This is a genomic window from Polaromonas sp. YR568 (assembly GCF_900116715.1).
Classification (GTDB): Bacteria; Pseudomonadota; Gammaproteobacteria; order Burkholderiales; family Burkholderiaceae_C; genus Polaromonas.
Map to the genome: position 1 here is coordinate 332,772 of NZ_FPBM01000001.1, position 24,943 is coordinate 357,714.

The 24,943-nt window shown below is 64.2% G+C and carries 19 protein-coding genes; 15 read left to right on the top strand and 4 right to left on the bottom strand.

Annotated features, from left to right (window positions below):
- Nucleotides 1–370 precede the first annotated feature (370 nt).
- The 3 genes from BM408_RS01575 to BM408_RS01585 are packed head-to-tail and all read right to left on the bottom strand — an operon-like array spanning nt 371 to nt 2,785.
- A complete protein-coding gene (locus BM408_RS01575) occupies nt 371–889 on the bottom strand; it encodes a GNAT family N-acetyltransferase (RefSeq protein WP_092126234.1) in 519 nt (172 codons plus the stop codon).
- A 46-nt stretch (nt 890–935) separates the two neighbouring features.
- Entirely contained in the window at nt 936–1,784 is an 849-nt protein-coding gene (locus BM408_RS01580) for an amidohydrolase family protein (protein ID WP_254774669.1), read from the bottom strand.
- The gene (locus BM408_RS01585; protein WP_092126237.1) at nt 1,781–2,785 is read right to left on the bottom strand and encodes an aldo/keto reductase; all 1,005 of its coding nucleotides are present in this window, start codon (nt 2,783–2,785) and stop codon (nt 1,781–1,783) included. Before BM408_RS01585 ends, BM408_RS01580 begins: the two co-directional genes overlap by 4 nt.
- A 257-nt stretch (nt 2,786–3,042) precedes the next feature.
- On the opposite strand from BM408_RS01585, the gene BM408_RS01590 reads away from it, so the two are divergent.
- The 11 genes from BM408_RS01590 (at nt 3,043) to BM408_RS01650 (ending at nt 19,583) form a co-directional block, all read left to right on the top strand.
- Nucleotides 3,043–3,489 (top strand): RbsD/FucU family protein, encoded by a 447-nt coding sequence (locus BM408_RS01590; RefSeq protein WP_092126239.1) that lies wholly within the window; start codon nt 3,043–3,045, stop codon nt 3,487–3,489.
- 5 nt (nt 3,490–3,494) lie between these two features.
- Nucleotides 3,495–4,199: a GntR family transcriptional regulator gene (locus BM408_RS01595; RefSeq protein WP_092127243.1), complete on the top strand. Its 705-nt coding sequence runs from the start codon at nt 3,495–3,497 to the stop codon at nt 4,197–4,199.
- Entirely contained in the window at nt 4,196–5,128 is a 933-nt protein-coding gene (locus BM408_RS01600) for a dihydrodipicolinate synthase family protein (protein ID WP_092126241.1), read from the top strand. Before BM408_RS01595 ends, BM408_RS01600 begins: the two co-directional genes overlap by 4 nt.
- A gap of 75 nt (nt 5,129–5,203) precedes the next feature.
- A complete protein-coding gene (locus BM408_RS01605) occupies nt 5,204–6,220 on the top strand; it encodes a sialic acid TRAP transporter substrate-binding protein SiaP (RefSeq protein ID WP_092126243.1) in 1,017 nt (338 codons plus the stop codon).
- A gap of 26 nt (nt 6,221–6,246) precedes the next feature.
- Nucleotides 6,247–6,726, top strand: coding sequence for a TRAP transporter small permease (locus BM408_RS01610; protein WP_092126245.1), 480 nt, complete (start codon nt 6,247–6,249; stop codon nt 6,724–6,726).
- Nucleotides 6,723–8,021: a TRAP transporter large permease gene (locus BM408_RS01615; RefSeq protein WP_092126247.1), complete on the top strand. Its 1,299-nt coding sequence runs from the start codon at nt 6,723–6,725 to the stop codon at nt 8,019–8,021. Before BM408_RS01610 ends, BM408_RS01615 begins: the two co-directional genes overlap by 4 nt.
- A 132-nt stretch (nt 8,022–8,153) precedes the next feature.
- Nucleotides 8,154–9,077, top strand: a complete 924-nt coding sequence (locus BM408_RS01620) for a ribokinase (protein ID WP_092126249.1) — start codon at nt 8,154–8,156, stop codon at nt 9,075–9,077.
- Between the two features lie 330 nt (nt 9,078–9,407).
- Nucleotides 9,408–10,994, top strand: coding sequence for an efflux RND transporter periplasmic adaptor subunit (locus tag BM408_RS01625; protein WP_092126251.1), 1,587 nt, complete (start codon nt 9,408–9,410; stop codon nt 10,992–10,994).
- A 22-nt stretch (nt 10,995–11,016) separates the two neighbouring features.
- Nucleotides 11,017–14,106: an efflux RND transporter permease subunit gene (locus BM408_RS01630; RefSeq protein WP_092126253.1), complete on the top strand. Its 3,090-nt coding sequence runs from the start codon at nt 11,017–11,019 to the stop codon at nt 14,104–14,106.
- A gap of 673 nt (nt 14,107–14,779) precedes the next feature.
- Nucleotides 14,780–18,103 (top strand): efflux RND transporter permease subunit, encoded by a 3,324-nt coding sequence (locus BM408_RS01645; RefSeq protein ID WP_092126255.1) that lies wholly within the window; start codon nt 14,780–14,782, stop codon nt 18,101–18,103.
- Nucleotides 18,104–18,119: 16 nt separating this feature from the next.
- The gene (locus BM408_RS01650) at nt 18,120–19,583 is read left to right on the top strand and encodes an efflux transporter outer membrane subunit (RefSeq protein WP_092126257.1); all 1,464 of its coding nucleotides are present in this window, start codon (nt 18,120–18,122) and stop codon (nt 19,581–19,583) included.
- 13 nt (nt 19,584–19,596) lie between these two features.
- Here the strand turns inward: BM408_RS01650 and BM408_RS01655 are convergent, their stop codons facing one another.
- The gene (locus BM408_RS01655; RefSeq protein ID WP_092127246.1) at nt 19,597–20,553 is read right to left on the bottom strand and encodes a LysR family transcriptional regulator; all 957 of its coding nucleotides are present in this window, start codon (nt 20,551–20,553) and stop codon (nt 19,597–19,599) included.
- 157 nt (nt 20,554–20,710) lie between these two features.
- On the opposite strand from BM408_RS01655, the gene BM408_RS01660 reads away from it, so the two are divergent.
- From BM408_RS01660 to BM408_RS01675, 4 genes are read left to right on the top strand one after another with little or no spacing between them, the layout of a single operon-like run.
- Nucleotides 20,711–21,697 (top strand): Bug family tripartite tricarboxylate transporter substrate binding protein, encoded by a 987-nt coding sequence (locus BM408_RS01660; RefSeq protein ID WP_092126259.1) that lies wholly within the window; start codon nt 20,711–20,713, stop codon nt 21,695–21,697.
- A 27-nt stretch (nt 21,698–21,724) separates the two neighbouring features.
- Complete coding sequence (locus BM408_RS01665; protein WP_092127248.1) at nt 21,725–22,765, top strand: 4-hydroxythreonine-4-phosphate dehydrogenase PdxA; 1,041 nt, start codon at nt 21,725–21,727, stop codon at nt 22,763–22,765.
- 49 nt (nt 22,766–22,814) lie between these two features.
- Nucleotides 22,815–23,987, top strand: coding sequence for an L-rhamnonate dehydratase (locus tag BM408_RS01670; protein WP_092126261.1), 1,173 nt, complete (start codon nt 22,815–22,817; stop codon nt 23,985–23,987).
- Between the two features lie 16 nt (nt 23,988–24,003).
- Nucleotides 24,004–24,921: a dihydrodipicolinate synthase family protein gene (locus BM408_RS01675; protein WP_092126263.1), complete on the top strand. Its 918-nt coding sequence runs from the start codon at nt 24,004–24,006 to the stop codon at nt 24,919–24,921.
- Nucleotides 24,922–24,943: the final 22 nt, after the last annotated feature.

The following is a 24,943-nucleotide window of genomic DNA, read 5'->3' on the forward strand; positions in this document are numbered from 1 at the left end:
AATTTCAGTGACGCCAAGAATCCACCTTTGGCGCCGCGCGTTGCAAAAAGATAAGGAAATACAGCGAATACAAGCACCAGGAACCACGCTACGGTGAATATCAGCGCTACGTAGCGCGACTTCCCATGAGACGGCGCATCCTTAAGCGCCCAGGATAAAAAAACGCCTATAAGTCCGAAGGTCCACAGAAACGAAACAACTGCGGAGCCAAGCGGTGAACTGGCCGGGATAAGGCCTGCCTCAACCGAGATGATGAAGATAAGGGGTGTGCCGCAGAACCAGCCAATGCCCCAGATCAGGTGGCGAGTCGTATTACTCATCTTTATGGATCTCCGATTCCGGCGATAGAGGCCGGGGTCTCGATGTGGACTTACTCCAGCCACTTCTGAAAAAACCGCGCTTGCCCCATCGCCGGATCCAGCTGGAAACCACCAAAGCCCACACGCTCATACAGCTTGATGGCGCCCACATTGCCTTGCAGCGCTTCCAGCGTCAGCTTGCAGGCGCCGCGCTCGCGCGCAATCTCTTCTACCTTTGCCAGCATCTTCTCGCCGATGCGCTGGCCACGGTAGCCGGGTCGCACGGACACGTCATGGACGTTGACCAGCGGACGACAGGCAAAGGTGGAGAAACCCTCAATGCAGTTGATGAGGCCCACGGCCTGCTCACCCTCAAATGCGAGCACGCTGAAGGCCTGCGGGCGCGCGGCAAGTTCCTTGATGAGATTGTCTTTGGCGAAATCGCTGAGCGGGTGGCCCCCGCCTGCCAGGTCGCGCGCATACACATCGAGCAGGTCTACGACTGCGGCTGCATGCACCGGGTTGGCATAGTCGGCGCGGAGCACCGTTAGCGAAGTCTGGGATTGAGATGGGGAAGAAGAGTCAGTCACGCGATCACCTTTTTGAACAGCAATCGGCCATTCTAGAGAGCGCCGGTCACCGCCCTCGATCAAGCCGGTAAAGCCTCACCGCGTTCTCACCCATCACCGCCGTCTGACCCTTCGCGTCCAGCCCGGCAAGCAGCTGCTGCGCCTCACCCCACCACTGGGCGTAAGTACTGGCCAGTTCCAGCACCGGCCAGTCGCTGCCCCACACGACACGGTCGGCGCCAAAGCTTTGCAGCACGTGTTCGCCCCAGCGCCGCACAGCGCCTGGCTGCGGGTTCGGGCCGGCTTCGGTCATCAAGCCTGAGAGTTTGCACATGGCCTGGGTTTCATTCGCGATGCGCGTTATGCCTTCGGCCCAGGGTTGCCATCCGCCCGCTGCGATGTCTGGCTTGGCACAGTGATCAATCACCATGCGCAACTCAGGATGGCGCGCGGCCAGCGTCAGGATGTGGGGCAAATGGACGGACTTCACCAGCGCGTCAAACACGAGGCCGCAATCCGCCATGGCGCGCAAAGCCGGCGTCAGCGCGGGCTGCAATATCCATTCGGCATCGGCGATGTCCTGCAACATCGGCCGCAAGCCCTTCAGGCGCGGGTGTTTTGCCAGTTTCTCGATGCGGGCCGGGGCGTCGGCGGCCAGCATGTCCACCCAGCCCACCACGCCCAGCACCGCAGGGTTCGCCTCGGCCTGGGCCAGCAAAAACCGCGTCTCGGCTTCGGTCGGCGCGGCCTGCACCAATACGCCACCGGTGATGCCATGCGGCACGGACTGCGCCTGCCAGTCGGCCACGGCCACATCACGGTAGACAGGCGCCAGCGCCGGGGTTAGCCAGCCATAGTCGCCCCGCGCCAGTTGCCAGCAATGAAAGTGCGCGTCGATCTTTGCCATCGCCGTCATGGCGTGGGCGCCTCTGCCGGCAGCAGGCCCTGCTGGCGCAAGTCGGCCCAGAATGCGGGGGGAATCGGGTGCTGCATCATCGCCACCGCATCGGCCCATTCGGCGACCTTGCGTGCGCCCAGCATCACGATCTCTACTGCCACATGGGCCAGCGGAAACTGCAGCGCCGCTGCGCGCAGCGGCACGCCGTGCGTCTCACACACCGATTCGATGCGGGCGGTTCGCTCAAGCCATTCGCCCGCAGCCGGCGCATAATTAAAACTCGCTGCCCCACCCCGTGCACCGGTCGCCAGAATGCCCGAGTTGAACACCCCGCCCAGCGCAATGCGCACACCGCGTGCCGCGCACTGTGGCAACAGCGCAGCCAGCGCGCTGTGGTCCAGCAGGCTGTAGCGCCCGGCCAGCATCAGCACGTCCAGTTCAGATTCGCGCAGCACCTGCAACACCACGTCCACATCGTTGGTGCCCAAGCCTATGGCACGGATCAGCCCTTCCCGCTTCATCTGCCGCAACTCGGGCAGGGTTTCGCTTATCACCTGCCGCAAGACTGCCGGCGCGCGCTCGCCGTGCGAAGCCGCATCGGGGTCATGCACATACACCACATCCAGCCGCGGCAAACCCAGGCGCTGCAGGCTTTCTTCCACGCTGCGGCGTGTACCGGCCGCACTGAAGTCCCACACCTGATTAAAAGGCAATATGTCGACGTAGCCGTGCTGGGCGCGTGCGGCATTCGCGTCCGGCAGCAGCAAGCGGCCCACCTTGCTGGAGAGCACATAGCCGTCCCTCGGGTGCCCGCGCAACGCATCGCCCAGGCGCCGCTCCGACAAGCCGTGGCCGTAATGCGGCGCTGTGTCAAAAGTGCGGCAGCCATCGGCCCAGGCGGCGTCAATCAGCGCCCTGGCATCGGCATCCGAAACGGCGCTGAACAGGTTGCCCAGCGGCGCGCCACCCAGGCCCAGCCGCAGGCCGCTTCCCTCGCAGGCAGAGAAAACAGGGGCCATGCCCCCAGTCGCAGTGGTCATACCGGCTTTGATTTCAATTTCGGTTTCATTCGGATTCAGGGTTAGTCCTGATAAAAGTTCAGTCATGTTATGACTAACATGTCAGTGATTGACAGCGGGAAATCCCGAAGTTCCTTCAAATCCAATGACACCCCATCAGCAAATCACTGGCCGCCGCGCCGGGCCGCCCCAAGCAAGGCCGGCCCCCTCGGGGGGCAGCGTATTACACGAAGTGAAAAGCGTGGGGGCTCATTTTTATGCTTAAGAACATCCCGCCCCTGCTCACACCCGACGCCTTGCACGCCCTGGCCAGCATGGGCCATGGCGATGACGTGGCGATTGTGGATGCGAACTTTCCCGCAACACAGGTGGCGCACAAAAGCGGCGCCCGGCTGGTGCAGCTGGCGGGCGCTACCTCGACCCAGGCGCTTCAGGCCGTGCTGCAGCTTTTGCCGCTAGACAACTTTGTGCCGGATGCGGCCTGGACCATGCAGGTGGTGGGCGATGCCCACTCAGTTCCCGAACCCGTCGCCGAATTTGGCAATGTGCTGCGCCAGGCCGGTGAACGCCCTGCCGCCACGCTCGAGCGGTTTGACTTTTACGCCCAGGCGCAAAACGCCTTCCTCATCCTGCAAACCGGTGAGCAGCGCAAGTACGGCAACATCCTGCTGCGCAAGGGTGTGATCTCCAGCGACGCGGATTGACCTTCATGAACAGCGCCGCAACCGCCCCCATCAGCTTGCGCGCGCAGGCCTATGCGAGTTTTCAGCAGCAGATTGTTGACGCAAACATCCGCCCCGGCCAGTTCGTCTCGCAGCGCGAGCTGATGCAGCTGCTGGGCATGCCGCTGGGCGCGGTACGCGAGCTGATTCCCCGCCTGGAAGCCGAAGGCCTTCTCAAGACCGTGCCGCAGCGCGGCCTGCAGGTGGCGCATGTGGATTTGAAACTGATCAACAACGCCTTCCAGCTGCGCCGCCTGCTGGAGCGCGAAGCCGCCAGCCGCTTTGTTACCACGGTGTCCGACACCGATCTCGCCGCCATCGAGCAGGCCCACCTCAACATCGTCAAGCGCGCCAAAAAGAAGGCGATTGACGACGCCCTGCTGGAAGACGCCACCACGGTCGACTGGGGCCTGCACGATTTGATGATCGACGCGCTGGGCAATGAGCTGATCTCCGAGGTCTACCGCATCAACAGCCTGCGGGTGCGCCTGATCAAGCTTGAAGCCTCATCCCTTTCCCCGGATGTGCTGATTCCCGCGATGGAAGAGCATCTCTGGTTTATCGACGCCCTCAAGCGGCGCGACGCACAAGCCGTGGTCGACCGCCTGAGCCACCACATCGAAAGCGCGCACCGACGCGTGCTAGGACTGCCGCGGCCCGACATGCCGTGGTCTTTGGAGACCCCTGAATGACGCGTTCTTTCCCCGCCGCCGAAAAATCCTTTCGCGGCATCTGGCCCGCCCTGCTGACGCCGCTCACGGCCGATCTCGGCATTGACCATGCCAAATTCGCCGCCCACTGCAAGGCGCTGATCGCCAGCGGCTGCCCCGGCGTGACGGCTTTCGGCACCACGGGCGAAGGCCCTTCGTTCTCATTGCAAGAGCGCAAGGAAGCGATTGACCAACTGATTAAAAACGGCATTCCAGCCGCGCAAATCATGGTCTCGACCAGCTGCGCCGCCCTGCCCGAAACGCTGGAGCTCACGCGCCACGCCGTGACAGCGGGCGTGCACGGCTGCCTGATGCTGCCGCCGTTTTTCCTCAAGGGTGTTTCCGACCAGGGCATCATCGACGGCTACCGCTACGTCATCGACGGCATGGCCGGCACGCCCTTCAAGCTTTACCTGTACCACATCCCCCAGGTCACCGGCGTTCCGCTGTCGCACCATGTGATCAGCACGCTCAAGAAGCAGTACCCGGACACCATCGTCGGCATCAAGGACAGCGCCTGCAACACCGAGCACTCGGTGGGCCTGGCCAATGCCTTCATGAAAGACATGACGGTTTATGTCGGCTTTGAGCCCGACCTGCCCGAGATGGGCAAGCGCGGCAGCACGGGCGCCATCAGCGGCCTGGCCAACTTCATGCCGCGGCTGGTCAAGCGCCTGGTGACTGAGCCCGATGCAGCCGCGACGCCGGCCGAGCGCGAGCGTGTCGTCAAGCTGATCGGCCTGCTGAACGGCTATTCGCTGATGCCGGCCCTCAAGGGCATCATGGCGATATTGAGCGGCGATAAAGCCTGGCTGCGCGTGCGTGCGCCGCTGGTAGCCCTGACAGCTGATGAATACCAGGCGCTGGAAAAAACCATCGCCGCCTTCGGGATTGATACAAAATCCGAGTGATTGTTGAAGATTGAGTACCGACTGCTGACCCGGGGCCTGAGCCCGAAAACGATTGACCTAAAAAAGGAGACAACCATGAAGACTTCCCTCTCGACCACCCTTCGCCGCACGCTTTTGGCCGCGGCTTCCGCCACCCTGCTGATGGGCGCGTTGCTGCCCGCCGCCCAGGCCCAGAACAAGGTGGTGCTGCGCGTATCCACCCCGGCCGTGCCGGACGACTGGCACGCCAAGATGTGGACGGTCTTCAAGGACAACCTCGAAAAAAGCGCGCCCGGCGAATTCGACGTGCAGATCAACCTGAACGCCTCGCTCTTCAAGCAGGGCACTGAGCCCGCGGCCATGGCGCGCGGCAACCTTGAGCTCTCCTCCATCTCGGCCTTTGACATCGCCAAGCTGGTGCCCGAGTTCTCCATCTTCACCGCCGGCTACATCGTGCGCGACCCGGACCACCAGCAAAAGGTGTTCTCCGGCCCCATAGGCACCGAGATGTTCAAGCACGTCTCTGAAAAGATGGAAGTCACGCCACTGTCCACCGTCTACCTCGGCACGCGCCAGGTCAACCTGCGCGAAGCCCGCAATGTCAAGGTGCCGGCCGACTTGAAGGGCGTGAAGCTGCGCATGCCCGGTTCCAAAGAATGGCTCTTTCTGGGTGAAGCCCTGGGCGCCACGCCCACACCGCTGGCCTTTGGTGAGGTTTACCTGGGTCTGAAGACCGGCACCATCGACGGCCAGGACAACCCCCTGCCGTCCGTGCGCGCCGCCAAGTTCTATGAAGTGACCAAGCAGATCGTCATGACCAGCCACCTGGTCGACGGCATCTTCATTGCCATTTCGAACAAGGCCTGGAACGGCATGAACGCCGCGCAAAAGACCAAGGTAACCGCCGCCGCCCAGGCCGCAGCCGCCTACAACAACGAGAACCGCATCAAGGAAGAAGGCCAGCTGGTGGACTTCTTCAAGAAGGAAGGGTTGCAGGTCACCACGCCGGACGTGGACGCCTTCCGCAAGACCGTGCAGACGACCTACCTGAACTCCGAGTACGCAAAAGTCTGGCCCAAAGGCCTGCTTGAGCGCATCAACGCCACGAAGTAAGTCCTGCGGCAAGCACCACAACTCCCATGAAAAGCTGGCCCCAAAAAGCCGCCAACATCATTGGCGGCGGACTCTTCCTGACCCTGTTCATCGTGTTTGTGATCCAGATCACCGCGCGTTTTTTCTTCGACAAGCCCCTGGCCTGGACGGACGAGGCCGCTGTGATCCTCTACGTGTGGGTCATTCTGTGGGCGGCCGCCGTGGTGGTGCCCGAGCGTGAGCACGTGGTGTTTGACCTGGTGTGGAACAGCGTGCCCTACCGCGGCCGGCAGGCCATGGCCATCATCGGCAACCTGCTGGTGGGCGGCCTGGCGGCCTGGGGCATCCCGGGTTGCTGGGACTACGTGCACTTCATGGCCCGTGAAGGAACGCCCGTGCTGGGCGTGTCCTTCCAGTGGGTCTTCATGCCTTTTGTGCTGCTGCTTGCTGCTTTGGCGGTGCGCTCGGCCTGGGCGATCTGGAACGCGATCCGTGGCAAGGGTCTTGAAGCGGAGTTGCGGATATGACAAGCGGTATCTGGGTATTGGTTGGGGTGCTGGCCGGCGGCATGCTGCTGCGCATGCCCATCGGCTTTTCAATGATCGCGGCGGGTATCGGCTACCTGGCCGTTAAGGGCCAAGACATAGGCCTGGTGGCTGAGCAGATCGGCAACGGCCTTTACAACAGCTATGTGCTGCTGGCCGTGCCGCTTTTTGTGTTTGCCGCCAACATCATGAATGCGGGCACGGTGAGCGAGCGGATTTTTGACTTCTGCCGCATCCTGGTGGGCCGCATGCGCGGCGGCCTGGCGCAGGTCGACATTTTGGTCAGCGTGATCTTCTCGGGCATGAGCGGCAGCGCGATTGCCGATGCGGCCGGCCCCGGCCTGGTCACCATCCGCCAGATGCTGAAAAAGCCCGAGTACACACGCGGCTTTGCCGGCGCCGTGGTGGTGGCCAGCGCCACGCTGGGCCCCATCATTCCGCCGTCGATCCCGATGGTGATTTATGCGCTGGTCTCGGGCGCCTCGGTGGGCGCGCTCTTTCTCGGCGGCGTGGTGCCGGGCTTTTTGATGGCCGGCCTGATGATGGGCGTCGTCGCGATCATCGCCAAAAAACGCAATATGCCGCGCGACGAACCTGTGCCACGCTCTGAATGGGCCGGCCTGATCTTTCGCGGCGCGCTGCCGCTGTCCATGCCCATCGTGCTGCTGGGCGGTATTTATTCGGGCATCTTCACGCCAACCGAAGCCGCCGCTGTGGCCGCGCTGCATGCGCTCATCCTGGCGGCCGTGGTGTTTCGCGCGCTCACGTGGCGCAGCTTCTGGGGTGTGGTGATGGAATCAACCCGCGGCAGCGCGGTCATCACCATGATCCTGGCCGGCTCCTTCATGCTCAACTACGCCTTCACCGCCGAGGGCGTGCCGCAGGCCATGGCGGCCTGGGTCGACAGCATGCATTTTTCGCAGATCGGCTTTTTGCTGATGGTGAACTTCATGTTCCTGGTGCTGGGCTGCTTCCTCGACGTGTCGGTGCTGCTGCTGGTGTTTGTGCCCATGCTGCTGCCCGCCGCCAAGCTGCTGGGCGTGGACCTGGTGCACTTCGGCGTGCTGGTGGTGCTTAACATGATGATCGGCCTGATCCACCCGCCCTTCGGCATGCTGCTTTTTGTGACCAAGGCGCTCACCGGCATCCCCATTGGCGAAATGATGAAGGAAGGCTGGCCTTTCCTGGTCATGCTGCTGCTCTTGTTGCTGGCGATGACTTTCTTCCCGCAAATCGTTCTCTGGCTCCCACAAACCATGGGCTACGGAGCTAAATGATTCTCCCCGAAGCGCCTTCGGCGCCTCCCCTCAAGGGGCGACACCTGCGGCCCGGCAAAGCCGGTTCCGCGGCGTCTGCTTGGTGGCACCCGCCCACAGCTCAGATCGGCGCTTCACTCCTGAGATCGCGGCATGAATGACGATGTAAGTGCCGATGTCGTCTGCGTCGCGAGCTGGAACGCCGACCTGATTTCGCAGGTGGCCAGGCCCATCGCCCGTGGCGAGACGCTGATGGCGAGCAGCTTCAGCATCAGCCCGGGCGGCAAAGGCAGCAATGCTGCGGTGGCCGCCGCTCGCCAGGGCGCACGTGTGGCGCTGATCGCCCGCATCGGCGACGACGACTTCGGCCGCATGGGCATGGCCTTGTGGCAGGGCGAAGGCATAGACACCCGGCACGTCGAGCAGGTAGCGGGCGAGCGCAGCGGCGTGGCGCAAATCCTGGTCTATGAAGACGGCGACAACAGCATTGCCGTCTACCCCGGCGCGGGCACGGGCCTGAACGCACGCCATGCGCAGGCCGCCGCGCAGCTGCTGCGGGGTTGCCGCGTCGTGATGGCGTCCTGCGAAGTGCCGGCCGAAGCCACGCTGGAAGCCTTTCGCCTGGCGCGCCAGGCAGGCGCCCTCACCCTGCTCAACCCGGCGCCGGCACGGCCGCTGTCTGACGAACTGCTTGCGCTGGTGGATGTGCTCACACCCAATGAGAGTGAACTCTATTTGCTGGCCGGCCCAGGGCACGACGGCTCCCCCGCCGAGGCTGCCCGGCAGTTGCTCAGCCGTGGTGCGCGTGCCGTGCTGGTGACGCTGGGCGCGGCCGGCTGCCGCCTCTACCAGGCGGGCCAGCCGCCCGTCACGCTGGCGGGCCGGACCATGCCCGTACGCGACACCATAGGCGCTGGCGACACCTTCACCGGCGCACTGGCAGCGGCGCTGGCGCGCGGCGAACCATTGCCTTCGGCGATGCAATGGGCCAATGCGGCGGCGGCGCTGTCGGTGACGCGGCACGGCGCCATTGACGGCATCCCGCGCCACGCAGAAGTGGCGGCCCTGCTCGCCTGAGTCAGCCCAGGCTTTGTCAGGGGTTGACCTGCAGGTCAATGAATACGAGCGCAAACAGCTAGCAAAACAGCAGCAATCCCCCAATTCAGCAGCGGCAACGCCGCATTTGCCCGCCGGCCTGTAGGCCGAGCCCCCCTTTACAGGAGGTTTACGAGCCTCTTTCGAGCCGTATATCTGCGCCCGCAGTGTTGCAGTGATAATTATTCAGCGCCGTCCGAATGAAGCCTCAAGGTTTTGTTCAGACGGGAGCCATGACTACCCATCAAACACAAAAAATGCCGCGCCGGCCGGGCTGAACCCGGTTGAAGCGGCGGGCACCAAGGACAGCTGATGGACCCGAAAGCCGAAACGCCGCAAGACGGCGCCGTGACCCCTCCCCGCAAACGCATCAGCCGCCGCGCGTCCATCATCGGCAGCGTGATCGCCGTGATTGCTCTGGCCGGCATAGGCTGGCTGGCCTGGCATTTGACCCACCCATCTACCGACGCCGCCGGAGGCGGCTTTGTGGGCGGCAGGCGCGGCGCGCCGGCCACCACGGTCGGCGTGGCCACCGCTGAGCGGGCCAGCATCCCGATTGTTCTGGAAGCCCTGGGCACCGTCACCCCGCAGGCCACCGTCCGCGTGCGGCCGCAGGTTTCGGGCGTGATGGAAAAAGTGCTCTTCAAGGAAGGCCAGATGGTCAAGGCCGGCGAGTTACTGGCCACCATAGACCCGCGCCAGTTTGAAATGGCCCTAATGCAGGCCACCGGCCAGCGCCAGCGCGACGAAGCCCAGCTCGACAGCGCCCGCGTGACGCTGCAGCGCTTCAAGACCCTGCTCGAGCAGGACTCCATCGCCCGCCAGGAGGTCGACACCCAGGCCGCGCTGGTCAAGCAGCTTGAAGGCACCGTCGTCGTCGACAAGGCCTCAGAAGGCACGGCACGCCTGAACCTGGGCTACACCCGGGTGGTCGCGCCCGTGAGCGGCCGCGTCGGCCTGCGTACCGTGGACGTGGGCAATGTGGTGAGCAACGGCGACGCCAACGGCATTGCCCTCATCACCCAGATCACGCCCATTGACGTCGTCTTCGCCATCCCGCAGGACCAGGTCGGCGAGCTGCAGCAAAACGCCGCCAAGGGCCAGGCCATGCCGGTCACCGCGCTGGACCGCACACGCGCCGTCACGCTGGACACCGGTACCTTCGCTTCGCTGGACAACCAGGTCGACATCACCACCGGCACCGTCAAGGCCAAGGCCCGCTTCACCAACAGCCAGCTCAACCTCTACCCCAGCCAGTTCGTCAACGTGCGCCTGCTGGTGCGCACCATCGAAAACGCCGTGGTGGTGCCGGTCACGGCCTTGCGCCTGGGCGGCTCGGGCGACTATGTGTATGTGGTCAACCAGGACCGCACCGTCTCGCTGCGGCCCGTCAAGCGCGGCCAGGCCACCGTAGACAAAATCGTGATCACTTCCGGCCTGGAAGCCGGCGAGCGCGTTATTACCGAAGGCGCCGACCGGCTCAAGGACGGCGCCAGCGTGGTGCTGCCGGGCGACGCGCCCGGCGCGGGCATGGGCATGGGCGGCAAGCGCCGCGGCGCCAGCGCACCGGGCGGCGGCGCTTCTGCGGCGGGCCGGCACCGCGCGGCTTCCGACGCGGCTGCGGGAGCGCCGGCCGCAACACCCCCGTCAACCTCAGCGCCGGCACCTTCGGGGCCCGCACCCGCAGCAGCGGCGCAACCCAACGCCGCACCGCCTTCCATCGCCGGCCCCACTGCCGAACAACGCCAGCGCATGCTAGACCAGGTCAAGGACGACCCGGCCGCGCTGGAACGCCGCAAACGCTTCCTGGAGCAGATCGACAAGGGCGACCCCGAAGCGCTGGCGCGCTGGCAAAGCATGAGGGACAAACGCCGCCAGGGCGAACGGCCGGCGCAATGACCGCACGGCAGGACCCTCGAGCATGAGCCCTTCACGTCCCTTTATCCTGCGCCCGGTTGCCACCTCTTTGCTGATGGTGGCCATCGTGCTAGCCGGCCTGGTGGGCTTCAAGTTTTTGCCGCTCTCGGCCCTGCCGCAGGTCGACTACCCGACCATCCAGGTGCAGACGCTCTACCCCGGGGCCAGCCCCGAGGTCATGGCCCAGACTGTCACCGCGCCGCTGGAGCGCCAGTTCGGCCAGATGTCCGGCCTGCAGCGTTTGAGCTCCACCAGCGCGGCCGGCGTTTCCATTGTCACGCTGCAGTTCGGCCTGGGCATCACGCTGGACGTGGCTGAGCAGGAAGTGCAGGCCGCCATCAACGCCGGCGGCTCACTGCTGCCCGCCGACCTTCCCGCGCCGCCCGTTTATGCCAAGGTCAACCCGGCTGATGCGCCGGTGCTCACGCTGGCCATTACCTCCGACACGCTACCGCTCACCGAGGTGCAGAACATCGTCAACACACGCCTGGCGCTCAAGATCAGCCAGGTCAACGGCGTGGGCCTGGTCTCGCTGAGCGGCGGGCAGCGCCCCGCCGTGCGCATACAGGCCGACACCCGCGCCCTGGCCACCTTCGGCCTGGGCCTGGACTCGCTGCGCACCGCCATCACCGCCGCCAATGCCAACGGCGCCAAGGGCAGCATCGACGGGCCCACGCGCTCTTACTCGATCAACTCCAACGACCAGCTCGTGGCCGCGGCCGACTACCAGCGCCTCATCATTGCCTACCGCAACGGCGCGGCCATCCGGGTGTCCGACGTGGCGCAGGTGGTCGACAGCGCCGAGAACATCAAACTGGGCGCATGGTCGGGCATGAAGCCGGCCATCATTCTCAACGTGCAGCGCCAGCCCGGCGCCAACGTGATCGCCACGGTAGATGCCATCAAGGCGCGCCTGCCCGAGCTGCAATCGGGCCTTCCGACCTCCCTCAAGGTCGACGTGCTGAGCGACCGCACCACCGGCATACGCGCCTCGGTGCTGCACGTCGAGATCGAACTGGTGCTGGCCGTGCTGCTGGTGGTGCTGGTGATTTTTGCGTTCTTGCACAGCCTGCGCGCCACCGTCATCGCCAGCCTGGCCGTGCCGATTTCGCTCATAGGCACCTGCGGCGCCATGTACCTGCTGGGCTATAGCCTGAACAACCTGAGCCTGATGGCGCTGACGATTGCCACCGGCTTTGTCGTCGACGATGCCATCGTCATGATCGAAAACATCTCGCGCTACATCGAGGAAGGCGAGGAGCCCATGGCCGCAGCCCTCAAGGGCGCGACGCAGATCGGCTTCACCATCATCTCGCTGACGGTGTCGCTCATCGCCGTGCTGATCCCGCTGCTCTTCATGGGCGACGTGGTGGGCCGGCTGTTCCGCGAATTCGCCGTCACGCTGGCCATCACCATCCTGATTTCCGCAGTGGTATCGCTCACGCTGGTGCCCATGATGTCGGCACGCTGGCTCACGCGCCACCCTGAAGGCGAAGTCGAAGGCGGCCGCTTCGGGCAATGGATGCAGCGCTTTTTCGACCGGGTCATCCACCATTACGACCGCTGGCTCACCTGGGTGCTCAAGCGCCAGGGCCTGACGCTGCTGGTGGCGCTGGGCACGCTGCTGCTCACCGTGCTGCTCTATGTGCTGATCCCCAAGGGTTTATTCCCCACGCAGGACACCGGCCAGTTGCAGGCCCGTATCGAGACCGCGCAGTCGGTGTCGTATGCACGCATGGCCGGGCTGCAGCAGGCGGCCGCCAAGGCCATTCTTGAAGACCCGGATGTTGAAACACTGAGCTCCTTCATCGGGGTGGACGCAGCCAACAACACCATGCTGCACACCGGCCGCATGCTGATCAACCTCAAGTCCAGCCGCAGCGGCAGCCAGCAGGAAACCATGGACAGGCTCAAGGAGCGCGTCGGCAAGGTGGCCGGCGTGACGCTCTATTTGCAGCCCACGCAGGATTTGACGATTGACGCCGAAACCGGCCCCACGCAGTTCCGCATTTCGCTGGAGGGCTCTGACAACGCCACGGTGGTGCTGTGGGCCAACAAGCTGGCCGAGCGCATGCGGCAACTGGACGGCGTGCGCAACGTGGCGTCTGACGCCGGCTCCAGCGGCGCCTCGGCGTATATCAATGTCGACCGCGACACGGCTTCGCGCCTGTCGGTCACCACCTCGTCGATCGACGATGCGCTGTACAGCGCCTTTGGCCAGCGCATTGTCTCTACCATCTTCACCGAGACCAACCAGTACCGCGTGATCCTCGAAGCCATGCCGGATCCGCTGGCCACGCCCGCCTCGCTGGGCGCGCTGCAGCTCAAGACTGGCTCCGGCACCACAACGCCGCTGTCGGCGATTGCGACCATACGCGAGCAGCCCGCGCCGCTGCAGATCACCCGCGTGGCCCAGTACCCGGCCACCACCCTGGGCTTTGACACCGCGCCCGGCGTTTCGCTGGGCACGGCAGTCGATGAAATCCGCCAGGCCGCCAAAGACATCGCCCTGCCCGGCAGCGTGACCCTGAGCTTCCTGGGCGCAGCCGGCGCCTACCAGGCCTCACTGTCCAACCAGCTGTGGCTGATCCTCGCGGCCGTGATCTGCGTCTACATCGTGCTGGGTGTTCTGTATGAAAGTTATATCCACCCGCTGACGATCTTGTCCACCCTGCCCTCGGCCGGCGTGGGCGCGCTGCTGGCGCTGATGATCAGCGGCTCCGACCTCGGGGTGATAGGCATCATCGGCATCATTTTGCTGATCGGCATCGTGAAGAAGAACGCCATCATGATGATCGACTTCGCGATTGATGCCGAACGTAATGAAGGCAAGTCTCCGCAGGAAGCGATTCACCAGGCGGCGCTGCTGCGGTTCCGGCCCATCCTGATGACCACGCTGGCGGCCTTGTTCGCCGCAGTACCACTGATGCTGGGCTTTGGTGAAGGGGCCGAGTTGCGGCAGCCGCTGGGGTTGTCGATTTTTGGTGGCTTGATTGTTAGCCAGATGCTCACACTCTTCACAACACCAGTCATCTATTTGGGATTTGATCGGTTGGGGCGGAGGTTTGGGCGCAAGAAGGAGGTTCTTGTATGAGGGCCTTTCCCTCATTCACCCGCTTCTCCTGTTTTCCAGGTGGGGGGACTCTGCTGAGTTCTGCTGGCCGGGGTCGCCCGGCATGCGACTCACTTTTCTTTGCTTCGCCAAAGAAAAGTAAGCAAAAGAAAGGCGACCCTACTGTCTGCGTCCCTTCGCTTCGCTACGGGCAACCTGCGGTGCTCGGTCCAGCCGGGGTCAAAAACAACTCGCCTTCGGCTCAAACAAGTTTTTGCCCTTATCCGTCTGGCCCTGCGCTCCTCGGCGCAGCCAGAAGGGGTGGAGAGAAGGAATACCGAACAGCCAACAGCCAAAGACAAGACCCCGAATACCTGAAGAACCAAGGACACGCCACGGCGTGTCCTTGGTTGTCTTTGTCCCCGTTCCCGATTGCCCCGTCCTGGCTGGGCCGAGGAGCGCAGAGTCAAGCGGATCAGGGCAAAAACTTGTCTGAGCGCAGCGAGTTGTTTTTGACCCCGCTTGGCTCGAGCACCGCAGGTTGCCCGCAGCGAAGCGTAGGGACCCAGACTGCGGGTCGCCTTTCTTTTGCTTACTTTTCTTTGGCGAAGCAAAGAAAAGTGAGTTGCCGCCGGGCAACCCCCGGCCAACCGAACTCAGATAAGAGCGCAACCGCCGGAGCAAGACCCGGCCAGGTAGGGGGAGGAACAGCCCCATGAACCTCTCCGAACCATTCGTCCGCCGCCCCGTAGCCACGGTCCTGTTAACAATAGGCCTGGCCCTGGCCGGCATAGGCGCCTTCTTCGTCCTGCCAGTCTCCCCCCTCCCGCAGGTTGACTTCCCAGTCATCTCGGTCAGCGCCTCGCTGCCGGGCGCCAGCCCGTCCACCATGGCCAGCAGCGTAGCCACGCCGCTGGAGCGGCGGCTGGGGGTGATCGCGGGCGTCAACGAGATGACGTCCAACAGCGGCAGCGGCTCAACCCGCATCAGCCTGCAGTTCGACCTGAATCGCAAAATCGACGCGGCGGCGCGCGAGGTGCAGGCGGCCATCAATGCCTCGCGGGCCGACCTGCCGGCTACCTTGCGCAGCAATCCGACCTACCGCAAGGCCAACCCGGCTTCGGCGCCCGTCATCATCCTGGCGCTCACGTCCAAGACGCGTTCGCCGGGCCAGATTTATGACGAGGTCTCCAACCTCGTCCAGCAAAAGATCGCCCAGGTGCCGGGCGTGGGCGACGTGGAACTGGGCGGCGGCTCGCTGCCCGCGGTGCGGGTGGAGCTCAACCCTTTCGCACTGAACCGCTATGGCGTGAGTTCTGAAGACGTGCGCGCCGCCTTGCAGGCATCCAACGCCAACCGGCCGCGCGGCGCCATTGAAGGCAACGGCCAGCGCTTTCAGATTTACACCGGCTCCAACACCGCCAGCGGCGGGCGCCGCGCCGCCGACTACCAGGACCTGATCGTGGCCTGGCGCAACAACGCGGCGATACGCCTGCGCGATGTGGCCGAGGTGCAGGACGGCGTGGAGAACATCAACACGCTGGGCCTCTTCAACGGCGAGCCGGCCGTGATCGTGCTGGTCACGCGCCAGCCGGCCGCCAACGTGATCGAAACCGTCGACGGCGTGCGCGACCTGCTGCCCGAGCTGCAGGCCCAGCTGCCGCAGGACGTGCGCCTGCAGGTCGCCTCCGACAGTACCAACTCCATACGCGCCTCGCTGCATGAGATCGAGATCACGCTGATCATCTCCATCGTGCTGGTGGTGCTGGTGGTCAGCGCGTTTTTGCGCAGCGCGCGCGCCACCATCATCCCGGCGGTGGCCACAGTGGCCTCGCTGCTGGGCACCTTCGGCGTGATGTACCTGATGGGCTTTTCGCTCAACAACCTGAGCCTGATGGCGCTCACTGTGGCAACGGGTTTTGTGGTGGACGACGCCATCGTCGTGCTGGAGAACACCAGCCGCCACATCGAGGCCGGCATGGACCGCTTCAAGGCCGCGCTGCTGGGCGCGCGCGAGGTGGGCTTTACCGTGCTGTCGATCAGCCTGTCGCTGGTGGCGGTGTTCATTCCGCTGCTTTTTATGGGCGGGCAGATAGGCCGGCTGTTCCGCGAATTCGCCGTGACACTGTCAGCGGCAGTGCTGATTTCGCTGATCATCTCGCTGACGACCACACCCATGATGTGCGCCTGGCTGCTCAAGCCCGACGCGCACAGCAAGCCGCCCGGCCGCATTGCCCGCTGGTTTGAGTCGGCCTTCAACCGTGTGCACCGCAGCTATGAAACCAGCCTGGACTGGGCGCTGCACAGCAAGCTGCTGGTGATGCTGATCCTGGCGGCAGTCGTCGGCCTCAATGTGTACCTGTATGTGAAAGCGCCCAAGGGCTTCTTCCCGCAGCAGGACACCGGCCAGATCAACGGCGGCCTGCGCGCCGACCGCAGCATCTCCTTCCAGGCGTTGCAGTCCAAGCTCAAGCAGCTGGTCGATATCATCCGCGCCGACCCGGCGGTGGACACCGTGGTGGGTTTTACCGGCGGTTCACGTGCGGGCGGCGGCTTCATGTTCATCAACCTCAAGCCCGTCGGCCAGCGCAAAGAAGGCGGCCAGGCCGTGATCGCGCGGCTGCGGCCGCAACTGGCGCAGGTGACGGGCGTGAGCCTCTTCCTCAATACCGTGCAGGACCTGCGCGGTGGCGGGCGCCAGACCAATTCGACTTACCAGTACACGCTCAAAAGCGACAACGCGGCCGATTTGAGCCTGTGGGCCACCCGCCTCGCCGAACGCATGAAGACCCAGGACGCGCTGACCGACGTGGACACCGACCAGCAGGAAAACGGCGTAGAGACCATGGTCACCGTCGACAAGGAAAGCGCCGCGCGCCTGGGCATCAGCTCACGCGACGTGGACAACGCGCTCTACAACGGTTTCGGCCAGCGCCAGGTGGCCACCATCTATGCCGAACTCAACCAGTACCACGTGATCATGGAGGTGGCGCCGCGCTACACGCGCAGCCCCGAGTCGCTCAAGGATATTTACGTTCCGGCCAAGAATGCCGGTGGGGGCACGACTAGCAGTGCCGCCACAACCGCGACCAGCACCCCTTCCAGCACCACCAGTACGACCGGTACGACGGGTACAACGGCCACATCCAGCACAACGGCCACCACAAGCAGCGTCGCCGCAAACCCGGGCCTGCGCGATTCTTCAAGCGGCAATGTGCTCAGCACCACCGCGACCAACATGGTGCCGTTGTCGGCGATCGCGCGTTTCAGCGAGAACCCGACGGCCGCCTCCATCAGCCATGAAGACGGCGAGCTCTCCACCACCATCTCTTACAACCTGGCCGACGGCTCCACCCTGAGCGACGGCGAAGCGGCCGTGCGCCAGTCCGAAGCCGACATCCGGCTGCCGACCAATGTGCGCGGCAGCTTTGCCGGCACGGCGCGCAGCGCGCAGGAGTCACAAGGCCAGCAGCCGCTATTGATCCTGGCCGCGCTGGTGGTGATTTACATCGTGCTGGGCATCCTCTATGAAAGCCTGATCCACCCGATCACCGTGCTCTCCACCCTGCCCTCGGCCGGCGTGGGCGCGGTGCTGGCGCTGCTGATGTTCAAGCTCGACTTTTCCATCATCGCGCTGATCGGCGTCTTTCTGCTGATCGGCATCGTCAAGAAAAACGCCATCCTGATCATCGACTTCGCGCTGGAGGCGGAACGCTCGCGCGGGCTTTCTGCCCTGGAAGCCGTGCGTGAAGCCTGCCTGCTGCGTTTTCGCCCCATCCTGATGACCACGCTGGCAGCCATTTTGGGTGCGCTGCCATTGGCCATCGGCTTCGGCGAAGGCGCCGAGCTGCGCCGTCCGCTGGGCATCGCCATCATCGGCGGTCTGATCGCCAGCCAGGTGCTGACGCTGCTCACCACGCCCGTGGTCTACGTGCTGATGGACAAGCTGCGCCGCCGCAGCCCACTGGAGCGCCAGCTCAGCCGCCATCCAGACGAATCCGGCACGCCGCCGCCCGGCGCCCCGCTGCAACTGCAGTGATTGACGAATGACTGCCATGAAACACATCACCCCTGCCGCCCAAACTCCGACGCCGCGATTCGCCCTGCGTCTGCTCGCTGCCGCACTGGTGCTTGCGCTGGGCGGCTGCGCCGTCGGCCCCGACTACAAAACGCCCACCACCGCAGACGTCAGCACTTTCAAGGAAGCCGAAGGCTGGGTGCCTGCGGTGCCGGCCGATGCGCTGGAGCGCGGCCCCTGGTGGCGCCTCTTTAACGACCCGGTGCTGGATCAGTTGCAGGCACGCGTGGATGTCTCCAACCAGAACGTCGCGCTGGCCGTGGCCTCGTATGCCCAGGCACGGGCGCTGGTGCGTGAGCAGCGTGCATCCCTCTTCCCCTCGGTCACGCTGGACGGCGGCGCCTCGCGTTCGCGTGCCAGCGGCAATGTGGCCACCGGCACTACCGGCCGTGTCGGCAACAACTACCAGCTCAGCATAGGCGGCAGCTGGGAGCCCGATGTCTGGGGCCGCCTGGGCCGCGCGGTCGACAGCGCCACCGCGGGTGAGCAGGCCAGCGCCGCCGACCTGGCCTCAGCCAAGCTCTCGGCCCAGGGCGAGCTGGCCGCCAATTACTTTTCGCTGCGCCAGACGGACGCGCAAAAAGCGCTGCTCGAAACCACACTGGCGGGCTACCAGCGCGCACTCGAGATCACGCAAAACCGCTACACCGCCGGCATCGCCGCCAAGACCGATGTGCTGCAGGCGCAAACCCAGCTTGCCAACGCCCAGGCCGACAACGCCGGCCTGCAGCGCCAGCGCGCGCAGCTGGAGCACGCGATTGCTGTGCTGGTGGGCGAAGCACCCAGCAACTTCAGCCTGCCGCCCGCCGAATGGAAACCCGTGGTGCCTGAAGTGCCGCTGGGCGTGCCATCTGAGCTACTGCAACGCCGGCCCGACATCGCCGCCGCCGAGCGCCGCGTGGCCTCGGCCAACGAGCAGATCGGCATCGCCAAAAGCGCCTACTACCCCAGCCTTTCGCTCAGCGCCTCGGCCGGCACGGGCGCCAGCCGCGTGGCCGATCTTTTCAAGGCGTCCAGCAGTGTCTGGTCACTGGGTCTGTCGGCAGCGCAGCTGATCTTTGACTTTGGCGCCACCGGCGCCCGTGTGGATGGCGCGCGCGCCCAGCATGAGCAGGCCGTGGCGCGCTACCGGCAGACGGTGCTGGTCGCCTTCCAGGACGTGGAAGACCAGCTCTCCGCCACCCGCGTGCTTCTCACGCAGCAGGAGCTGCGCCGCCAGGCCTCCGCCGCGGCCGACCAAGTCGAGCAGCAAGTGCTTAACCGCTACCGCAGCGGCCAGGTGGGCTACACCGAAGTCATCACCGCCCAGGCGACCGCGCTGAGCGCACGCCGCGCGCTGGTGCAGGCCATGGCCGACCGGCAGACCACTGCGGTGGCGCTGGTCCAGTCGCTGGGTGGCGGATGGCACGCGTCCGGTGCGCAAACCGCTGCGAAACCTTGATCAGGCTGGCCGATCAGTCAGGAGCCGAAAACTCCCGCCCGTGAATCGCCGAGAGAAAAAACCGCGCCGCCTCACTCAGCGGCCGATCTTTGCGGATGATGGTGCCGAAAGCCTCCATCTTGTGCTGAATGTGGCAGGACAAGATGGCCAGCAGGCCGTGTTTGGCATAGGTGCCGGCGATCGACAGCGGCATCACGCCCACCATGTCGGTCTCGGCAATCAGGTTGGTGGTGGTGAGGATGGACGCGGTTTCGATCAAGCCCTTGGGCGATGGCGTCTGCAGCATGCGGAACTCCTGCTCCAGCACCTCGCGCATCGGGCTGCCATGGGGTTGCAGTATCCAGCCGTAACCCAACAGGTCGGCGAACCTGACCGCCTTCTTTTTGGCCAGCGGGTGCTGCACGCCCACCACCAGGGCCAGCGCCTCGTTTTCCAGCGCCGTGAAGGCATAGTCGGCGCGGTGCTCGTCGCGGATACGGCCAATGGCCAGGTCGAGCACACCTTCGCGCAGCAGCTCGAACAGCCGGTCGCTGGTGTCCATGGTCACGTCGACCGACATCAAGGGGTAGGCCTTCTTCAGCGCGATGATGGCCTGCGTCAGCAAATTGGGTGACGGCGCCATGATGCTGCCCACCGACACACGGCCCGAGCCGCCCAGTTCCAGCTCGGCCAGCTCGCGTGTCATCGACTCGACCGAGCCGCGCATCCCCCGGAAGTAGCGCAGCACGCTGTCGCCGGCCGGCGTGAGCTTTTGCCCGCGCCCTACCCGCTCAAACAGGCGCTGGCCCAGCGCGGACTCCAGCTCCTGGATCATCTTGGTGGCGGCCGGCTGCGTCATGCCCAGCTCAGCCGAGGCCTTGCGCAAGGTACCGTGCTCACCGACGGCCAGGATCAATGCGACCTGGCGCATACGCAGGCGGTTGAGCAGTTGAGGGATGGAAGAACTGCCGGGTGTACGGGATGTGGGCATGGCGGGCCGTTTCAGGGTGCAAATCAGGTGGAAATTCAATTGATCACCATAGGTTATCAAATAATCAGGAATTTTCAATTTACGTTAACTGTCATGCTCCCTACCATCGGGTCATCGTTCGAGATTTCTTTACAACAATGACCCGGAGACAACGACCATGACCCGCCTGAAATCCCTGAAACCGCTTCAGCTTCTTCCCGCCCTGCTGGCAGCCGCCTGCGCTTTCGCAAGCGCCCCAGCGCTGGCGCAAGACTGGCCGACCAAACCGGTGCGCATCCTGGTGGGCTCGGCCCCCGGCGGCGGCACCGACGCCATGGCCCGCGCCGTGGCCGACCGGTTGGGCCCGCTCTTGAAGCAACCCATCGTTGTTGAAAACCGCCCCGGCGCCTCCAACACCCTGGCCGTCGACGCGACCGCCAAGTCCACCGACGGTCACACCATGGTGATGGGTGTCTCGACCGCGCATGCGATTGCGCCGCACCTGCTCAAACTCGGCTACGACAACAACAAGGACCTGGTGCCCGTGGTCTTTGTCGGCGCCGTGCCCAATGTGCTGGTGGTCAACAACGCCCTGCCGGTCGATTCGGTGCAGTCGCTCATCAAGCTGGCCAAGGCCAAGCCCGGCCAGCTCAATTACGCCACCAGCGGCTCGGGCAGCACGCAGCACATCGCGGCCGAGCTCTTTAAAGACCAGGCCGGCGTTTTCATCACCCACATCCCCTACCGCGGCAGCGGCCCGGCGCTGATCGACCTGGTCGGCGGCCAGGTGCAGCTGAGCTTTGACACCATGCCCTCCGTCATCGGCCAGATCAAAAACGGCCGCATCAAGGCCTTGGCCGTGGCCAGCGCCAAACGCAACCCGCAGCTGCCCAATGTGCCGACAATGGCCGAAGCCGGCCTCAAGGGCGTGGAGATGAGCGCCTGGTACGGCATCTACATGCCGGCCGCCACGCCCAAGGCTGTGCAGGAACGCGTTTACAACGAAGTGACCAAAGTGCTGGCCATGCCCGAGACGCAGGCCCGCCTGAGCGCCATAGGCGCCGACCTGACGCCGATGACACAGGCGCAGTTCGCGCAGTTTCACAACGACGAGAACAAGCGTTATGGTGACCTGATCGCCAAGAAAAACATCAAGCTTGATTGAACACAACACGCTGACTGGATGGACGCCATGAGCAACTCGCAGACGCTATCTGCAAACAAACCCGTGATCGCACTCACGCTGGGCGATGCGGCAGGCATAGGCCCCGAACTGATTGCACGGCTGCTATCGCAACCCGGCATCACGGAGGCCGCCAACATCGTGCTGCTGGGCGACGCCTGGCTCTGGCAGCAAGGCCAACTCACGGCGAAGCAAACCATCGCCACACAAGCAGTGACCAGCCTGGCCGAGGTGCGCAACCGCGCCGACACCCGCCTGCCGGCCTTCCTGGCTACGGACACGATTCAACCGGCGCAGGTGCAGCGCAGCCAGGCGCAAGCGGCCTGCGGCGCGGCGGTGTTGCAGGTGCTCAACCTTTGCATGGACGGCGCCAAACGCGGTGAGGTGGACGCGATCTGCTTCGCCCCGCTGAACAAGCAGGCCATGAAGCTGGGCGGCCTGAAACATGAAGACGAGTTGCACCACTTTGCCGAATACCTGGGCGTGACCGGCTACTTCTGCGAGTTCAACACCCTGGGCGATTTGTGGACGGCCCGCGTGTCATCGCACATCCCGCTGAAAGACGCCGCCGCCATGCTCAGCAAAGAGCGCATCGTCGACGCGACCCGGCTGATCTACGCATCGCTCAAAGCCAGCGGCAACGCCAGCCCCAAGGTGGCCGTGGCGGCCTTTAACCCGCACGGCGGCGACGGCGGTGTCTGCGGGCGCGAAGAGATCGACATCATCGAGCCGGCAGTGGCCGAGCTGCGCGCCGGCGGCGTGCCGGTGGACGGCCCCTTCCCGGCGGACACCATCTTTTTGAAAGCGCAGGCCGGCCAGTACCAGGCCATCGTCACCATGTACCACGACCAGGGCCAGATCGCCATCAAGCTCATGGGCTTCAGCAAGGGTGTGACGGTGCAAGGCGGCCTGCCGGTGCCCATCACCACACCGGCGCATGGCACGGCGTATGACATTGCGGGCCAGGGTGTGGCGGATGTGAATGCCACGCTCAACGCATTCCGGATTGCCCAACGTATGGGTGCGGCACGTTTGCAAGCAGCCGCCTGAATTTTTCCTCCTCTTCTTTCTCTTCCTTTTTTACCGTTAAAGAACCAACATGAAAATCAAATCAGTACGCGCACGCGTGTTTGAATGGAAAGGCAAGACCGTTCCACCCCAAGGCAACTTCTGCTCCAACGCGATGGATCTGGTCTATTCCAAGACGGAGTCGATGAGCACCTTCCGCTTCCATTCCTGGACAGTGGTCGAGATTGAAACCGACGACGGAATCGTCGGCCTGGGCAACGTCGCGCTGGCGCCGCATATCGCCAAAGCCATCATCGACCAGTACCTCACGCCGCTGGTGCTGGGCCAGGACCCGTGGGATTACGAGTACCTGTGGCAGCGCATGTACCGCAGCACCCACGCCTGGGGCCGCAAGGGCGTGACCATGGCCGCGATCTCTGCGGTAGACCTCGCCATCTGGGACATCCTGGGCAAGTCGGTCAACAAGCCGGTGTTCAAGCTGCTGGGTGGCCGCACCAAGGAAAAGATTCCCTGCTACTACTCCAAGCTCTACCGCACCGACATCAAGGCCATGCAGGACGAAGCGCAAAAATACCTGGACCAGGGTTTCACCATGTTCAAGTCGCGCTTTGGTTACGGCCCGGCGCACGGCACCAAGGGCGTGTCTGAAAACCTGAAAGCCGTGGAAGCCATCCGCGAAGTCATCGGCTACGACAACGACCTGATGATGGAGTGCTACATGGGCTGGAACCTGGAGTACGCCAAGCGCATGCTGCCCAAGCTGGAGAAATTCCAGCCGCGCTGGGTCGAAGAGCCCGTGATCGCCGACGACATCGACGGCTATGCCGAGCTCAACCAGCTCACCAGCATCCCGATCTCGGGCGGCGAGCATGAGTTCAGCCTCTACGGCTTCAAGCAGCTGCTCGACAAAAAAGCCGTGTCGGTCGTGCAGTACGACACCAACCGCGTGGGCGGCATCACGGCGGCGCACAAGATCAATGCGCTGTGCGAGGCTTACAGCGTGCCGGTGATTCCACACGCCGGCCAGATGCACAACTACCACCTGACCATGAGCACGATTGCCTCGCCGATGAGCGAGTACTTCCCGATGTTTGACGTGGAAGTCGGCAACGAGCTCTTCTATTACATCTTTGACGGCGAGCCCGTGGCCGAAAACGGCTTCCTGCAACTCGACGACAACAAGCCAGGCCTGGGCCTGACCATGAAGACCGAGTTTCTCAAAGACTTCAACATCGTCGAATAAACGTCAAGCAAACACCATGACAGCCAGATACCAGGGCGTGTTTCCGGTGGTGCCCACCACCTTCACCGATGCGGGCGAGCTGGACCTGGAAAGCCAGAAGCGTTGCGTTGACTTCATGATCGATGCGGGCTCGACGGGCTTGTGCATTCTGGCCAACTTCTCCGAGCAGTTTGTGCTGTCTGATGACGAGCGTGAAGTGCTCACCGCCACCATCCTCAAGCATGTGGCAGGCCGCGTACCGGTGATTGTGACGACCACACACTTCGGCACCAAAGTTTGCGCCGAGCGCAGCCGCCGCGCGCAAGACCTGGGCGCGGCCATGGTGATGGTGATGCCGCCATATCACGGCGCCACCATCCGCGTGACGGAAGAAAAAATCTACGAGTTCTTCGCCACGCTGTCGGCCGCCATCGACATTCCCGTCATGATCCAGGATGCGCCTGTCAGCGGCACCACGCTGTCCGCGCCCTTCCTGGCGCGCATGGCCAAAGAGATCCGCAACGTTGCCTACTTCAAAATCGAAACGCCGGGCGCGGCCTCCAAGCTGCGCGAGCTGATCCGCCTGGGCGGCGATGCGATTGAAGGCCCATGGGACGGCGAAGAAGCCATCACCCTGCTGCCAGACCTGGAAGCCGGCGCGACAGGCGCAATGACGGGCGGCGGCTATCCGGACGGCATCCGCAGGATCATGGACGCATGGGTGGCCGGCAAGCGCGATGAGGCCGCGGCCGAGTACACACGCTGGCTGCCGCTGATCAATTACGAGAACCGCCAGGGGGGAATCCTCACGGCCAAGGCCTTGATGAAGGAAGGTGGCATCATTGCATCTGAAGCGCCGCGCCACCCCTTCCCCGCCATGCACCCCGCGGTGCGCGCCGGCCTCCTTGAAACCGCCCGCCGCCTGGACCCCATGGTCTTGCGCTGGGCCCGCTAAACCCAACATATCTTCAGGACAC